Here is a 15340-nt window from a genome sequence, read left to right as displayed (position 1 = left end):
TCACCCGAAATTCGAGCACTCAGCTCAAACATTAGCCAACCAACTCACATGCTCAAAACCGAAGCAATTTCGAATCAGGCTTTCCAGCGTCCGACCCCGAAGGCCTCGAGATGTCCGCGGATATCGGCCGGGTCGAAAGTCGGCCCGGCGAAGGCGCCGAACGCTGCGGGAGCCTCGGCCGGCGCCTTGTTGCCGAGCGCCGCGTCGTAGAGATCGGGCCTGAACACCGCCATCGCCGTCTTGACGCCGTCGGGGGTGAGCGCCGTCTGGCCCCAGCGCACCATCTGCGCATAGAGCCAGGCGGCCTGGACCGGATCGGGGCGCCCTGCCCCTTCGCGTCCGACCAGCAGGTAGCGGCTGCTTTCGCGGAAGGTGCCGTCGGGCGAGATCTTCAGGCGCCCGGTGAGAGTGCGCTGGATGACCTCGGCGTCGACGCCGATCCGTTCCGGCTGCGCCAGGATTTGCGCCGCCTCGGTCCGGTTCTCGGGATGCTCGATGAACTCGGCGGCCTTCACGGCGGCCCGCACCAGGGCTGCGACCACATCCGGGTTCTTGTCGGCCCAGGTCTGGCGGACCGCCAGCACCTTCTCCGCTGCCCGGACCAGGATGTCGGAGACGAAGTGCAGGATGTGGCCGATGCCGAGATCGACCGCGACCGAGTTCCAGGGCGCGCCGACGCAGAACGCATCGACATGGCCGTTCTTGAGACTGTCGACCATATAGGGCGGCGGCAGCACCACGAGGCGCACATCCTCGTCGGGATCGACGCCCGCCGCAGCCATCCAGAACCGCAATTGATAATTGTGGGTGGAGAACGGGAAGGTCATGCCGAAGGTCAGCGGCTCCGCACCGGCCTTGCGGCGCTTGGCAACGACCTTCGCCAGCGCTTTCGCCGTCGCCATCGGATCGAAGCGATCGCCGTCGATCTCCTCCATCAGCGCGGCATGAAGCGCAGGCGACACCGTGATGGCGTTGCCGTTGATGCCGAGATTGAAGGGTGCGGCGATCGGCACCTTGACGTGACCGAGTCCGAGCGAGGACGCGATCGCGACCGGCGCCAGCAGATGCGCCGCATCGAACAGGCCGATATTGAGCTTGTCGCGGACGTTCGACCAGGAGACCTCGCGCACCAGCTCGACATCGAGCCCTTCAGTGGCGGCAAAGCCCTTGTCGACGGCGACGATCAGCGCGGCAGCATCGACCAGCGGAATGAACCCGATGCGGAGGGTAGCAGTCATTTCAGCATCTCCGACGCGGTGATGATCGACTGCGCGATCTCGCCGATTTTCTTCTTCTCGCGCATCGCGGTGGAACGCAGCAGCACATAGGCCTCGTCCTCAGTCAGGCCCTTCACCTTCATCAGGATGCCCTTGGCGCGTTCAATGATCTTGCGGTCCTCGAGTTGCGATTTGGTGCGCTCCAGCTCCTCCTGGAGCTTGGCGAAGGCGTTGAAGCGGGACACGCAGAGGTCGAGGATCGGCTTGATGCGCTCCTTCTTCAGCCCGTCGACGATATAGGCCGACACCCCCGCCTCGACCGAGGCCTGGATCGAGGCTGAATCGCTCTGGTCGACGAACATCGCGACCGGCCGCTTCACCGCGCGGCTGACCTGGAACATCGCCTCCAGCACGTCGCGGCTGGGGTTTTCGAGATCGATCACGATGATGTCGGGGTCCGCCGCATAAATACGGGCCAAGAGGCTCTGCATCTCGCTGATATGGACGACCTGGGTGAATCCGGCCTCCCGCAACCCCTCCTCCAGGATCGCAGCCCGGATCGGGCTTTCGTCGACGATCACGATTTTGGGCGACTGTTCGGCGCTCATGGCTCACTCACGGCAGGTGATTCATCCATAGCACGCCGGAACGCCCTGCAAAGGGTTGTAATTATGGGCAATTGGAACTAGCACAGGCCGGTCAATCAGGCAGATCAGATATGGATCAGACGGCTGCGCCCAAGGTCAGCTTCGTGTCACTCGGGTGCGCGTGAGGCAACGAATGTAAACTTTCGAGGCCGCCGACTCCCGACGGCAGCTGCCATCTCCGCTTACGCTCTCACGGAATCTTCGCGCCAGCGATCATCTTTTCGATAAGTGGCACGGCGGCCAGCACCGCCGTCTCGTTGCGGCCGGAGACCGCTAGCCGCACGACGTAGGAATTGCCGTCCTGGTCGAGATCGGCGTAATGCGCGATCACTTCAACCGGCTGGTCCTTCAGGGACGGATTGTCGTAGCGGTTGATGATGACCTTGGGGTTGACCGAGGGAAGCGTGGCGATCTTGGCATTCTTGCCGGATGTCGTCGCCCAATCCTTATCGCTCGTTGCGACCCATTGAACCAATTCGGTCTGCTCCTTGTTGTAGCGGCCTTCGGCATAGATGATCACTTCGGCCTTGCCGAAAGTCTTCCCGTTGGGCACGAACATCGAGGCGCCGTACTTGAGGCTCGCGGCCTCGTCCCTCATCCACCCATCAGGTGCCTTCACGCGTGGCCTGAATTCCGGACACATTCGTTTCTGCCGATCGCAGACATGGATGATCTTGTCGACTTCGGCTCGCGCCGGAAACATCGCACAATAGGAAACGGTAACCAAAGCAAAGCCAAAGATGAAACGGCGCATCGCGGTTAAGCTCCGTGAAATCAAGCAAGAAACAGGACAACAACCAAAACGGGCACGTTCGAGCAATTCACCTCGGATCCCTCCACGCGGCTCGATCTCAATGAGCTTCCAGCCTAGGAACCCTTGGTCAGTCCATACCTTCCCTGGTGACTGGCCGATCACGCCAAATACGCGCGAGGACTGCTTTAGCAGCGCGCCGCATACGTTAGTTATTGAATTTCGCCATCGGTTCAATTACTTGGATCGCAAATCCAGACAATTCAGATAGGCTCCAGGCGATTACATGGACAGAGCGCCGCGCATTTCATTCACGTCACTCGGCTGCCCCAAGGCCTTGGTGGATTCCGAGCGCATCATTACGCGCCTGCGCGCGGAGGGCTACGAACTCGCCCGCAAGCATGACGGGGCGGACATCGTCATCGTCAACACCTGCGGCTTCCTCGACAGCGCCAAGCAGGAATCGCTCTCGGCGATCGGCGAGGCCATGGCCGAGAACGGCAGGGTGATCGTAACGGGTTGCATGGGCGCGGAACCGGAAGCTATCGAGCAGGCCTATCCGGGCGTGCTCTCCATCACCGGCCCGCAGCAGTACGAGAGTGTGCTAGACGCCGTGCACCGCGCACTGCCGCCGGCGCACAATCCCCATCTCGACCTGGTGCCGCCGCAGGGCATCAAGCTGACGCCGCGCCACTACGCCTATCTGAAGATCTCCGAGGGCTGCAACAACCGCTGCACCTTCTGCATCATTCCGAAGCTACGCGGCGACCTGGTCTCGCGCCCCGCCAACGACGTGCTGCGCGAGGCCGAGCGGCTGGTCGGCGCCGGCGTCAAGGAGCTGCTGGTGATCTCGCAGGACACCTCGGCCTACGGCGTCGATCTGAAATACGCCGAGAGCCCATGGAAGGACCGCCAGGTCCGCGCCAAATTTCTCGACCTCGCGCGCGAGCTCGGCGAGTTGGGAGCCTGGGTCCGGCTGCAATATGTTTATCCCTACCCGCATGTCGACGAGGTCATCGCGCTGATGAACGAGGGCAAGGTGCTGCCCTATCTCGACATCCCGTTCCAGCATGCGAGCCCCGAGGTGCTGAAGGCGATGAAGCGTCCGGCCGCGCAGGACAAGACGCTGGCGCGGATCAAGCGCTGGCGCGAGCAATGTCCCGATCTCGCCTTGCGCTCGACCTTCATCGTCGGCTTCCCCGGCGAGACCGATGCCGACTTCACCTATCTGCTGGACTGGCTCGATGAGGCCGAGATCGACCGCGTTGGCTGCTTCAAATACGAGCCGGTCGCCGGCGCCACCTCGAACGCGATCGAGAATCCCGTCCCCGAAGAGGTCAAGCAGGAGCGCTACAACGCGCTGATGGTCCGGCAGCAGAAGATCTCGGCGCGCCGGCTGAAGCGCAAGGTCGGCACGCGCCAGCAGATCATCATCGACGAGGTTGGTCCGACCGTAGCGAAGGGCCGCTCCAAGGCCGATGCGCCCGAGATCGACGGTGCCGTCTATCTCTCCAGCCGCCGCCCGCTCCGTGTCGGCGAGATCGTCACCGCGAAAATCGAGCGGGCGGATCAGTACGACTTGCACGGCAGCGTCGCGGGGTTCTGACGCTTCCGTCATTGCGAGCGCAGCGAAGCAATCCAGAATCCCTCCGCGGAGACAGTCTGGATTGCTTCGCTACGCTCGCAATGACGATAGGGATGCAGTCAGGCCTCACGCGCGGAAAACACCTCCTTGGCTGCGAACAGCCCGTTCACAGCCGCCGGGAAGCCCGCATAGACGGCCATCTGCATGATGATCTCCACGATCTCGTCGCGAGACAGCCCGACGTTCAGGCCCGCCTCGATGTGCACTTTGAGCTGAGGCGCGGCATTTCCGAGCGCCGTCAGCGCGGCGATCGTTGCGATCTCCCGATCGCGCAGCCCGAGGTCCGGGCGGCTGTAAATGTCGCCGAAGGGAAACTCGATCACGTATCGTGCGAAATCCGGAGCGATGTCGGCGAGTGAGGCGACCACCTTCTCGCCGGCTCTGCCGTCAATGCGCGACAGGGCCCGCTGGCCTCGATCGAAGCGGCTTTCGGCCTGTGTTTGGGCGTGCGTCATTTTTCTTCGTCCTCTGTTCATCGCTGGCATAGCCGGCGATCTTGGTATCAAGGACGAGCAGGCATTCCCTGAGTTCGGCAAGCTGCGTGCGAACCCGTTCCCGGTGGATTTCCAGCATCTGCCGTCGGGCTGCCCCGGTGGCTTCGCCTTCATCACGAAGCGCCGCATAGCGCAACATGTCCCGGATCGGCATTCCCGTGGTCTTGAGCCGACCGATGAATGTGATCCATGTGAGGATCGACGCGTCAAAGTCACGCTGGCCGGAACGATCCCGGTCTGCGTATGGCAGCAGCCCGATGCGCTCGTAATAGCGCAACGTGTGAGCCGACAGGCCGGTTCGCTTTGCGAGATCGCCGATCTTCATGTGTGCCCGTTCTCGTACTGACGCACGTACAGATACCCCTTCGAGCGCACTCTAAGTCAAGGGGGATCGCAATCGAGATCGAAAGGTGCCATTCCTGCGAGGTCGGCATGGCACGACAGGAGAAGATTTCGGGGCGCCGGCTGGGCACAATAACACTCGGATCCCGAGCTTCAGGATTCCGTCAGCCATTTCGGCACCCAGCGCTCCGGGCGCGGAGCGCGGGCGAGATCGGCCTGAGCCTCGGACAATTTCGCAGGTTCGCCGGCGACTGTCGGGCGCGCATCGTATTCGAAGCTCGGCATGACGCGACCATCGGCGTAGAGTCCGAACCTCATCGCATACCATAACCCGAGCTCAGGCTGAGCCTTCCACATCTGTTCGCGCAGCTCGCGCAGCAGAGATTCGATCGATGTGGCTTCCTCGAACGGCTGCGCCCCCTGCTTGAGGATTCGCGCCTGGTATTGCTTGCCGACGATCGCGACCTCGAAACGCGTATTATCCCAGGCATTCTTGCCCTTGGGCAGATGGGCAGCCAGCCGCCAGCCGAGTTCGGCCATCATGCGATGGTTAGCCCAATAGTCCTCGCGGTCCCGGCTCCATTTTTCCATGAAGCCGCGGAAGTCGGGCAGCTCCGATGCATCCTCGTCCGGCGCAGCCGCCTCGCCCGTCGGCCGTTCGGCGAGCCATTGCGCCAGCTCGACGGTCTGGCACTCGACCTCGTCGTGCGGCTTGAGATCGCGCCAGGCCTTGTCGAAAGCTTGCGACGTCAGCTTGGCAAGCAGCCCGTCGAGGCTTGGCGCCAGCAATTCGTAATCGCCCTCGGATCCCAGTCCGACGATCGGCGGGTTGTCACGGTCAAGGCCGGCGCCATACCAGCCGCCGACGGCCGAGCCGTCCGGCAGCCGCATGAACAGCGAAAACCTTTCGCGCAAGGGACTGCCGTCGACGATCGGCGCGGAATCCGAGAATTGGCCCTGCAGCGAGAAGCAGCCGACGCTGCCCCAGGGACGCCCCTTGAGCCAGGCCGCAAAGTCGACCAGCAGCGGCGGCGCCTCGATGCCAGGCGGAAACGCGCCGCGGATGCTGTCGAGGTCGATCGGATAGGGCGTATCGGACAAGGCTTTGAGCTATCTGGTTGGTCCCGCCTTCTTGGTCTGGGCGGTGGTGCATTCGGTTCGAACCAAGTCGCGTCCTTCGATCACAAACACGCTAGAGGCGCAATGGTTTCGACGCAGGAAACAATGAAACACGATGAAACGTCAGGGATTTTCCTCAAGCTGTCCGCAATCGTCCTGACGATGGCCCTGCTCGCGCTGCCGGCCCCCGCCAACGCGCGATCGCCATCGCCCGCGCAGGCCCGCCAGTGGTGCTTCGCCGACGATGGCGGAGGCAGCGACGAGCGGCGCTTCGCCGGCTGCTCGGCCCTGCTCAAGGCCAATCCAGACGATGTGCATGCGCTCGCCAATCGCGGCGAAATGTTTCGGCGACGTGGCGAGGCCGAGCGCGCCGTGGCCGACTTCAGCCGCGCCATCGACCTCGATGCCAGGGATCCCGACCTCCTGTACAATCGCGGCACCGCCTTCAGCAACCACGGCGACGATGCGAGAGCACTTGCGGACTTCGATCTGTCGATCAAGTTCGACCCGAACTACGGGCCAGCCTACGGCAACCGCGCCCGCATCTATCGCGACCGCGGCGACCGCCCCCGAGCGCTGGCCGATTTCGCCAGATCGATCGATCTCAGTCCGAACAACGACCGCGACTTCTATGCGCGCGCGAACATGTATTTCGATACGCACGATTATGCGCTGGCGCTCGACGATTACGACCGCTCAATCAGAGCGAATGCGAACCGTGCGGACGTGTTCAATTCGCGCTGCTTCACCCGCGCGATCGTCGGCCGCCTGCAAGAGGCGCTGGCCGATTGCGAACAGTCGCTGAAGATGGCTCCCAACGATGCCGAGACGCTGGACAGCCGCGCCCTCGCCCATCTCAAGCTCGGCAACATCGACGCGGCGATTGCCGACTACGATGCCGCGCTGAGCATCAAGCCGGGACTCGATGGCTCGCTCTACGGCCGCGGACTGGCGAAGCGCAAGAAGGGTGACAGTGACGGCGCCGAGCGCGACATCGCGGCCGCCAAGGCAATCAACGCCGGCATCGCCGATGTGTTCTCGCATTACGGCGTCGAGTAAGCGTCACGCAGGAATGTGACACTATAATGCATTCACGCAGGGGTCACCGCGATTGCGGATGCGGATTGGGGCGACGACGAGGCCGAGGAAGCCGCGCACCCGACCTGAGCGATGCACGCTCGGCGAGCATCTTGCAAAAGCCTGCTTGACAAGTCCTGCCGTTCGGCTGTACGGACGCGCCCCATGATCAACGCTCGGACCAACCAGCGCACCGAAATGCTCCGCCGTCGCTCCCGCGACGACGAGAGGGTGCGCCATGTCCGAGGACGCCGCTGAACCACTGAATTCAGCCAGTTTTCGAGAAAGGCCGCACCCGCAAGGTGCGGCCTTTCTGCTTTTTGCGCCCCTTTTTCCACCCGCCTCCAGAGGAGTACGACATGACCACGCATCCGTATGACGCGCTGATGGACATCACCGCACGGCCCAAGGCCGTGTTCGTCCGCGGCGCCGGCTCCTACCTCTGGGACGACGGCCGCAAGCGCTATCTCGATTTCGTGCAGGGCTGGGCCGTGAACTGCCTCGGCCACTCCCCGCCCGCGATCGCCGATGCGCTCGCCGCTCAAGCCAGGCGGCTGCTGACGCCGAGCCCGGCCTTCTACAACGAGCCGAGCCTCAAGCTTGCGCAGGCGCTGGTCGAGAACAGTGCCTTCGATCAAGTGCTCTTCGCCAATTCCGGCGCGGAAGCCAATGAGGGTGCGATCAAGCTCGCGCGCAAATATGGCAGCCTGCACAAAGGCGGCGCGTTCGAGATCATCAGCTTCGAAGGTGGCTTCCACGGAAGAACGTTGGCGACGATGTCGGCCTCGGGCAAGAAGGCGTTCGAGCCGCTGTTCGAGCCGAAAGTATCAGGCTTCAAGAAGGCGAAGCTGAACGACATCGCCTCGGTGGAAAAGCTGATCAACGCCAACACCGTCGCCGTGATGCTCGAGCCGATCCAGGGGGAATCCGGCGTATGGCCTGCGTCCGATCGGTTCCTGCAGCAGCTGCGCGCGCTGACCGAGGCGCATGGCCTCTTGCTCATCTTCGACGAGATCCAGACCGGCATGGGCCGGACCGGAAAGCTCTTCCACTACGAGCATACAGGCATCGCGCCCGACATCATGACGCTCGGCAAGGGCATCGGCGGCGGCGTGCCGCTCGCCGCCCTGCTCGCGACCGAACGCGCGTCATGCTTCGAGCATGGCGATCAGGGCGGCACGTTCAACGGCAATCCGATCATGTGCGCGGCAGGGCTTGCGGTGCTCGAGGAGGTCAATAAGCCCGACTTCCTGAAGGCGGTCACCGAGACCGGCCTCCTGCTCGAAAGCGAGCTGCAGAAGGTCTCGGCCCGGCATGGGCTCGGCGGCGTCCGGGGACGCGGCCTGTTGCTCGCGCTCGATCTCAAGCTGCCGATCGCACCGGGCATCGTCGCGCAGGCGTTCGAGGCCGGCGTGCTGCTCAACGCCCCGCAAGTCGACAGCTTGCGCTTCATGCCGGCGCTGAACGTCACGAAGAGCGAGATCGCCGAGATGATCGAATGTCTCGACGCGATCTTGACCAAGGCTGGCGCGGCAAGACGGGTGGCGTAGGTGCCGTAAGGTGGGCAAAGCGAAGCGTGCCCACCATTTCTCACCGCAAAGAAAAATGGTGGGCACGGCGCTCCGCGCCTTTGCCCACCCTACGAAACCGTCGATTCCGAAAGAGCTACGGCTTCAAGATCGACGCGCCCGTGGTCTTGCGGCTTTCGAGATCGATATGCGCCTTGGCGGCGTCCTTGAGCGCGTAGGCGTGGTTGATCGGCACGTGCAGCTTGCCGTTGATGACCGCGGCGAACAGCGTGTCGGCGCCTTCGAGCAGTTCCTTGCGCGTGCCGACATAATCGTTGAGCTTCGGCCGCGTCGCGAACAGCGAGCCGTGATTGTTGAGCTCGGCGATCGCGAACGGCGGCACGGGGCCCGAGGCATTGCCGAACGAGACGAACATGCCGCGCGGCTTCAGGCAGGAGAGCGAGCCCGGGAACGTCGCCTTGCCGACGCCGTCATAGACGACGTCGCAGCCCTCGTTGCGGCTGATCTGCTTCACGCGCGCGACGAAATCCTCCTCGTTGTAGAGGATGACGTGATCGCAGCCATTGGCCTCCGCAAGCTCGGCCTTCTCGCGCGAGCCGACCGTGCCGATGACATGCGCGCCGAGCGCCCTCGCCCATTGGCAGGCGAGCAGGCCGATGCCGCCGGCGGCGGCATGGACCAGCACGCGATGATGCGGCTCGACCTTGAAGGTCTTGTGCAGCAGGTACCAGACCGTCAGCCCCTTCAACATCAGCACGGCGCCCTGCTCGTAGGTGATGTGATCGGGCAGCTTGACCAGCTTCTCCCAGGGCAGGTTGCGCTCGCCGGTATAGGCGCCGAGATTGTGGTAGTAGGCAACGCGGTCGCCGGGATGAAAATGCGTAACGCCAGGCCCGACCGCGACAACCTCGCCCGAAGCCTCGTTGCCGGCGATGAAGGGCAATCCCGGCGCCTTGTAGAGGCCGGTGCGGTAATAGACGTCGATGAAGTTGAGGCCCACCGCATGCTGGCGGATGCGCACCTCGCCCGGCCCGGGCGCCGGCACATCGACGCTCTCATAGACCAGGGCTTCGGGGCCTCCGACCTTGTGCACACGGATGGCTTTGGTCATCACCTGACCTCCTCTTCTTGCGGCTGAGCGAAAGCCATCGCGCCCGCCTTGTCAACTCGACGCCCGCAAGACCGGCTAGACCGACGGCTTGCTCGCCTTCTTGCGGTTGCGCTTGGCCAGCACGTTGAAGAACTCCACCGCCGCCGAGAACGCAATTGCGAAATAGATGTAGCCGCGCGGAATGTGGAAGTGGAATCCGTCCGCGACCAGCGCGACGCCGATCAGCACCAGGAAGGCCAGTGCCAGCATCTTGGTGGTCGGATGCTCCGCGACGAATCGCGACACCGGCCCCGACGAAATGTACATGATCAGGCAGGCGATCACGACTGCCGCGACCATGATCTCGATGTCCTGGGCCATGCCGATCGCGGTGATGATCGAGTCCAGCGAGAACACGATGTCGATGATCACGATCTGGACGATCACCCAGAAGAAGGCGTTGCCCGCGGACCTCTCCTCGCCCTCGCCCTCATCGGCTTCGACCTCGCCGTGAATCTCGTGCGTCGCCTTGGCGATCAGGAACAGTCCACCGCCGATCAGGATCAGGTCGCGCCAGGAGAAGTCGAACCCCGCAAACGAAAACACCGGTGCGGTCAGGCCGATCAGCCAGACCAGCACGCTGAGCAGGATGATGCGGAAGACCAGCGCCAGCGCCAGCCCGATCTGGCGGGCGCGATGCGCCTGCTGCTTGGGGATGCGTGCGACGATCACCGAGATGAAGATGACGTTGTCGATCCCGAGCACGATCTCGAGCGCCGTCAAGGTGAGCAGCGCGGCCCAGGCTTCCGGGCTGGTCAACAGGTGCATCACACCAAGGATCTCGCCAGGGATCTTGCCAGGCGGATCAAGGCGTCGCTGAAGCTGATCCAGAGCGCGATGGCGCAGAGCACGAGGGTCACCCCGGCGCCGACGCGAAAATCCATCTGCAGCGTGTAGAAGGCGAGCACCGCCCAGATCGCGATCAGCGACATCGTCAGCCAGCGCAGCCGGACGACGCGGACCGGATGCAGCACATGGAACGGCACGAACGTCAGCACGACCAGCGCGGCGACCAGCAGCGTCGCCCACAGCGGCGGCCAATGCAGCAGGAACAGATAGAACGCGGCCGCATTCCACAGCGCCGGGAAGCCGCGGAAATGATTGTCGTCGGCCTTCATGCGCTGGTCGGCGAAATACAACGCGCTGGTGACGATGATGGCAATGCCCAGCAAGGGAGCCGCGACCGGCAGCAACATGCCGCTGGCGACGATCGCATAGGCCGGCACGAACACATAGGTGACGAAGTCGACCACGAGATCGAGCACGTCACCCGACCAGTTGGGCTGCACGTTCTTGACGTCGAGCCGGCGCGCGATCGGCCCGTCGACCGCATCGATGATCAGCGCGACGCCCAGCCATTGAAACATCGCCGCCCAGTGCTCGCGCACGGCCTCCAGCATCGCCAGGAGCGCGATCGCCGCGCCGAACGCGGTGAAGATGTGCACGGAGAAGGCCGCGGCGCGGATCGCCGGTCTCGGCTTCAGGGAATCCTGCTGAATATCCATGGCTTCTGCTATCAGAATGCGACCGGTTTGCACATCCGCCATTGCGGCGCACGATCGCACAATTCGCCATAAAATCAGGGAAATATAGGTGGGCTTGAATTTGCCGCCCGGCGTGTCAAATGTCGCTCCATGACAGATGCATCGACACTCCATGACGCGGCCGTGGTCGGCGGTGGACCGGCCGGACTTGCCGCGGCGATCGCCCTGGCGCAGGCGGGTGCCCGGACCGCACTGGTGGCGCGCCGCGTTCCCTATGCCGACAATCGCACCACCGCATTGCTCGGTGCCTCCATCGATCTATTGGAAAGCCTCGACGTCTGGTCGCGCTGCCGGGACAAGGCTGCTGCGCTGGAAGTCATGCGCCTCGTCGACGACACCGGCCGGCTGTTCCGCGCGCCGGAGGTGCGCTTCTCCTGTCACGAAATCGGCCTCGACGCGTTCGGCTACAACATCGACAACCGCTCGCTGATGCTGGCGCTGGAAGCGCGCGCGGCCGAGCTGCCCAATCTGGTCCGCTTCGACGACGAGGCCGAAAGCGTGGTCATCGAAGCCGACGACGTCGCATTGCGCACGGCGTCCGGACAGTTTCTCTCGGCTCGCCTCGTGGTCGGCGCCGACGGCCGGCACTCGCTGTGCCGCGAGGCCGCCGGCATCGAGGTGACGCGGCGCGAGCTGAGCCAGACCGCGCTGACCTTCAACGTCGGTCATAGCAGGCCCCACCGCAATGTCTCGACCGAGTTCCACACGCCGCACGGGCCTTGCGTGTTCGTGCCTCTGCCCGGCGACCGTTCGAGCATCGTCTGGGTTTCGGCGCCAGCAGAGGCCGAACGGCTGCGCGGCCTGAGCGACGAGGAGCTGTCGGCGGAGATCGAGAAGCAGTCGCATTCGATCCTGGGACGCACGAATGTCGAGCCCGGGCGCAACCTGTTCCCGCTCGCGATCGAGCGTCCGAAATCCTTCGGTCGCGACCGTATCGCGCTGGTCGGCGAAGCCGCCCATGTGGTGCCGCCGATCGGCGCGCAGGGCCTCAATCTCGGCCTGCGCGATGCCGCGGATATCGCCCGGCTCGCGGGCGATGCCATCGCCGCGGGACGGGATCCCGGCGCGGACGACGTGCTCAAGCGCTATGATCGCGCCCGCCGGCCGGACATCTTGAGCCGCACCTTTGCGATCGACATCGCCAACCGCTCCTTGCTCAACGACTTCCTGCCGCTCCAGCCCGTCCGCGCAGTCGGCATGCACCTCCTCGGCGCCATCGGCCCGCTCCGGCGCTTTGCGATGCGCGAAGGCCTGACGCCGACCTGGCGGCGGTAGGATTGGCGGCGGCCAAGCCCGCTTACGGAAACGCCAGCCGTCCCGTCTGGATCGCCCACATCACGCTGGTCAGCGTGACCACCGACGCGAAGGTGCCAAGCAGCACTGCGACGGAGGCGGATTCGATCCAGGCATCGTTCTGCCGGGCGATGACGAACACGTTGAGCGCCGGCGGCAGCGAGGCCATCAGCACGGCGGTGGCGGCCCAGGGCTGCGCGAACGGGCCGAACGCCAGCATCAGGGCGAACGCCGCGAGCGGATGGATCAGCAACTTGACCGCGATCACGCCCGGCACCTCCCACGGCACCCGATCGAACGGACGGAGCGCCACGGTCACGCCGAGCACGAACAGCGCGGTCGGCGCGGCCGCGTTCTGCAGGAATGTGATGGTGCGGTCGAGCGCGACCGGCAGCTCGATATGCAATGCGGCCACCGCCGCGCCGAAGCACGCTGACATGATCAGCGGATTGAGCACGATCTGCTTGAGCACGACGCCGAAGGCGTGGACGAACGAGGGATGGTCGCGGTCGGACAGCTCGATCAAGAGCGGCACGATCGTGAACAGGAAGATGCTGTCGCAGCAGAAGATCAGCGCGGTCGGCGCGGCCGCCTTCGGCCCGAGCACCGCGAGCGCGAGGCCCGGGCCCATGTAGCCGATATTGCCGTAGCCGCCGGAGAGGCCCGCAAGCGTCGCTTCGCGCAGCGTCAGCCGTCCGAAGAGCTTGCCGACAACCAGCGCCAGCGTGAATGCCGCAACCGTCGACAGCGTCGTCGCCACCAGGAACGGCGGATTGTTCAATTCCGAAAACGGCGTCTTCGACATGATCGCAAACAGCAGCGCCGGCAGCGACACGTAGAGCAGGAAGAAGTTCATCCAGGCGAGCCCCGATTCCGGGATGGACTTGACCTTGCCGCAGGCGAAACCGACGAAGATCAAGCCGAAATAAGGTAGCGCCAGATTGAGGATATCGACCATTGCTGAAGTTTTTTCTGAAGGCTTGGGGGCTATCCGTCCCGGAAACGAAGGTTAATTCCGGCTAAGGGCACTAGCATCGGCCACAATCCTGGTCTATCGACGGGGAATGATTAAAGCGCGGACCGCCAAATTCCAGATCGGACAGGTCGTTCGCCACCGGATCTTCTCGTTCCGGGGGGTGATCTTCGACATCGATCCGGAATTCAACAACACCGAGGAGTGGTGGCTGTCGATTCCCGAGGAGGTGCGGCCCCACAAGGACCAGCCGTTCTACCACCTGCTCGCGGAGAACGCTGAATCCGAATACGTCGCCTATGTCTCTGAGCAGAACCTGTTGCCGGATGATTCCGGCGAGCCGGTCCGGCATTCCCAGGTTGCGGAGATCTTCATCAAGGACAAGGCCGGCGGCTATCGTCCGCGCAATCCGTCGCTGAACTGATCGTCGCCGATCGGCGGCCAGCAAAAAAGGCGCTCGAACCGAGCGCCTTTTTCACGTCCGGGATTTGCTCCCGATTACTTCTGACCAGTCGGAGCCGCGCCGGGCGCGCCACCACCCTGCTGCTCGAGCTTCTTGCGCTGCTCGTCGGCCTTCTTCTGAAGCTCTTCCTGGAGCTTCTTCTGGGTTTCCTCGAACACCTTCGGATCGGTCGGCGGACCGTCATAGGCCTTCTGGAATTCGCCGGTGAGCGGCAGCGGCAAGGTCAGCGGCGCGCCGTTGGCGTTGATCGCCTGGACAACGAGATTCTGACCCTTCTTCATGTTGTTGATGAGCTCGGGCGTGGCCTCATAGTCGGACATGCAGCCGTTCTGGAAGCAGATCACATAGGGCTGCTGCAGCGGCGCGTTGCTGTCGACGATGATGCGGGTGCCGTGGACGAGCTGCATGCCGAGCGGCAGCGTCACGCGCAGGATCTTCTTCGGCTCGCCTTCCGGCTCGATGATCACGGCCGCGATGACCGGCTGGCCCGATTCGATGCGGCCGTCCTTGCCGGTGAAGCAGACCTGCTTGGCATTGGCGTCCTGGCCCTTGAGGCAGAACTTGGTCCAGGGCGCATAGATCAGCTGGATCTGCTGATCGGCGGGCTGGGCTGCGCCCTGCTGCGGGGCGCCTTGCTGCGCGGGAGCCTGCGGGGATGCTGCGGGCGCCGGAGCCTTGGGAGCTGCCTTGGGAGCCGCCTTCGGAGCCGGGGCCGGGGAGGCCTTGGGCGCAACGGGTGCGCCGGGGGCCGGCGCAGGGGTCTGGGCCTCGGCGGCAAACGGAACGGCCAACGCCGTCGCCGTCAACAGGGCGAGAAGCCGCCCGCGCGGCCGGACGGACGCGGCCAAGTAACGGAAATTCATTGCGGAAAACCCTTTCTGAACGGGAAGTGCCCGAACCGCTCCGAAGCGCCGAACCTGGCCGCCTTGGGCGCGGCTCTCTTCCCGTCAATTGAGGCGGATAAGTGACGGGCTCGACGCTCTTGCGCGATTGGGTGCCTTCTTAACGTGGCCGACGAAAAGATCAATGCCGACAAGCGTCTTTGGCCGGTCTGGTGCAAAAGCCCCATCAAATTCCCTGTGATAAGATTCGGGCC

Annotated in this window: 16 protein-coding genes; 5 read left to right on the top strand and 11 right to left on the bottom strand. The window is 64.0% G+C overall.

From position 1 onward, the window contains the following. Nucleotides 1–74: 74 nt before the first annotated feature. From ACNJYA_RS19290 to ACNJYA_RS19280, 3 genes are all read right to left on the bottom strand, one after another. A complete protein-coding gene (locus ACNJYA_RS19290) occupies nucleotides 75–1238 on the bottom strand; it encodes a CmpA/NrtA family ABC transporter substrate-binding protein (protein ID WP_212257113.1) in 1164 nt (387 codons plus the stop codon). Next, on the bottom strand, nucleotides 1235–1825 hold the full coding sequence (locus tag ACNJYA_RS19285; protein WP_036012463.1) for an ANTAR domain-containing response regulator: 591 nt from the start codon (nucleotides 1823–1825) through the stop codon (nucleotides 1235–1237). Before ACNJYA_RS19285 ends, ACNJYA_RS19290 begins: the two co-directional genes overlap by 4 nt. Before the next feature lie 229 nt (nucleotides 1826–2054). Continuing rightward, the gene (locus ACNJYA_RS19280) at nucleotides 2055–2618 is read right to left on the bottom strand and encodes a hypothetical protein (protein WP_439403453.1); all 564 of its coding nucleotides are present in this window, start codon (nucleotides 2616–2618) and stop codon (nucleotides 2055–2057) included. Nucleotides 2619–2901: 283 nt separating this feature from the next. Here ACNJYA_RS19280 and rimO point away from each other — a divergent pair, with 283 nt between their 5' ends. Continuing rightward, nucleotides 2902–4221, top strand: coding sequence for a 30S ribosomal protein S12 methylthiotransferase RimO (rimO, locus tag ACNJYA_RS19275; protein WP_439400550.1), 1320 nt, complete (start codon nucleotides 2902–2904; stop codon nucleotides 4219–4221). Between the two features lie 98 nt (nucleotides 4222–4319). On the opposite strand, the gene ACNJYA_RS19270 is transcribed toward rimO, so the two are convergent. The 3 genes from ACNJYA_RS19270 to ACNJYA_RS19260 all read right to left on the bottom strand — a co-directional run bounded on the left by ACNJYA_RS19270 (nucleotide 4320) and on the right by ACNJYA_RS19260 (nucleotide 6197). After that, on the bottom strand, nucleotides 4320–4715 hold the full coding sequence (locus ACNJYA_RS19270; protein WP_212257115.1) for a carboxymuconolactone decarboxylase family protein: 396 nt from the start codon (nucleotides 4713–4715) through the stop codon (nucleotides 4320–4322). After that, nucleotides 4648–5079 carry a MerR family transcriptional regulator gene (locus tag ACNJYA_RS19265; protein ID WP_212257116.1) on the bottom strand — a complete coding sequence of 144 codons (432 nt, stop codon included), beginning with the start codon at nucleotides 5077–5079 and terminating at the stop codon, nucleotides 4648–4650. Before ACNJYA_RS19265 ends, ACNJYA_RS19270 begins: the two co-directional genes overlap by 68 nt. A 170-nt stretch (nucleotides 5080–5249) precedes the next feature. After that, on the bottom strand, nucleotides 5250–6197 hold the full coding sequence (locus ACNJYA_RS19260; protein ID WP_260379205.1) for a hypothetical protein: 948 nt from the start codon (nucleotides 6195–6197) through the stop codon (nucleotides 5250–5252). 123 nt (nucleotides 6198–6320) lie between these two features. Here ACNJYA_RS19260 and ACNJYA_RS19255 point away from each other — a divergent pair, with 123 nt between their 5' ends. Next, nucleotides 6321–7274, top strand: a complete 954-nt coding sequence (locus tag ACNJYA_RS19255) for a tetratricopeptide repeat protein (protein ID WP_439400549.1) — start codon at nucleotides 6321–6323, stop codon at nucleotides 7272–7274. Nucleotides 7275–7651: 377 nt separating this feature from the next. Further along, complete coding sequence (locus ACNJYA_RS19250) at nucleotides 7652–8842, top strand: acetylornithine transaminase (RefSeq protein WP_439400548.1); 1191 nt, start codon at nucleotides 7652–7654, stop codon at nucleotides 8840–8842. A 115-nt stretch (nucleotides 8843–8957) separates the two neighbouring features. On the opposite strand, the gene ACNJYA_RS19245 is transcribed toward ACNJYA_RS19250, so the two are convergent. The 3 genes from ACNJYA_RS19245 to pcsA all read right to left on the bottom strand — a co-directional run bounded on the left by ACNJYA_RS19245 (nucleotide 8958) and on the right by pcsA (nucleotide 11518). Continuing rightward, nucleotides 8958–9932 (bottom strand): quinone oxidoreductase family protein, encoded by a 975-nt coding sequence (locus ACNJYA_RS19245; RefSeq protein ID WP_439367401.1) that lies wholly within the window; start codon nucleotides 9930–9932, stop codon nucleotides 8958–8960. A gap of 75 nt (nucleotides 9933–10007) precedes the next feature. After that, complete coding sequence (locus ACNJYA_RS19240) at nucleotides 10008–10742, bottom strand: TerC family protein (RefSeq protein ID WP_439400547.1); 735 nt, start codon at nucleotides 10740–10742, stop codon at nucleotides 10008–10010. Further along, entirely contained in the window at nucleotides 10739–11518 is a 780-nt protein-coding gene (gene pcsA / locus ACNJYA_RS19235; RefSeq protein WP_172783766.1) for a phosphatidylcholine synthase, read from the bottom strand. Before pcsA ends, ACNJYA_RS19240 begins: the two co-directional genes overlap by 4 nt. 87 nt (nucleotides 11519–11605) lie before the next feature. Here pcsA and ACNJYA_RS19230 point away from each other — a divergent pair, with 87 nt between their 5' ends. Next, nucleotides 11606–12790 carry a UbiH/UbiF family hydroxylase gene (locus tag ACNJYA_RS19230; protein ID WP_439367400.1) on the top strand — a complete coding sequence of 395 codons (1185 nt, stop codon included), beginning with the start codon at nucleotides 11606–11608 and terminating at the stop codon, nucleotides 12788–12790. A gap of 22 nt (nucleotides 12791–12812) precedes the next feature. On the opposite strand, the gene ACNJYA_RS19225 is transcribed toward ACNJYA_RS19230, so the two are convergent. Continuing rightward, nucleotides 12813–13766, bottom strand: a complete 954-nt coding sequence (locus ACNJYA_RS19225) for an AEC family transporter (RefSeq protein WP_172783764.1) — start codon at nucleotides 13764–13766, stop codon at nucleotides 12813–12815. Between the two features lie 106 nt (nucleotides 13767–13872). Between ACNJYA_RS19225 and hspQ the strand changes: the two genes are divergently transcribed. Continuing rightward, on the top strand, nucleotides 13873–14205 hold the full coding sequence (hspQ, locus tag ACNJYA_RS19220) for a heat shock protein HspQ (protein WP_008564941.1): 333 nt from the start codon (nucleotides 13873–13875) through the stop codon (nucleotides 14203–14205). 74 nt (nucleotides 14206–14279) lie between these two features. Here hspQ and ACNJYA_RS19215 read toward each other — a convergent pair whose 3' ends face one another. Next, nucleotides 14280–15107, bottom strand: a complete 828-nt coding sequence (locus ACNJYA_RS19215) for an invasion associated locus B family protein (protein WP_439367399.1) — start codon at nucleotides 15105–15107, stop codon at nucleotides 14280–14282. Nucleotides 15108–15340 lie beyond the last annotated feature (233 nt).

Origin of the sequence: Bradyrhizobium sp. BLXBL-01, assembly GCF_051853025.1 — a bacterium.
In the GTDB taxonomy this organism is placed as follows: domain Bacteria; phylum Pseudomonadota; class Alphaproteobacteria; order Rhizobiales; family Xanthobacteraceae; genus Bradyrhizobium.
This window is presented reverse-complemented; position numbering and strand designations above follow the sequence as displayed.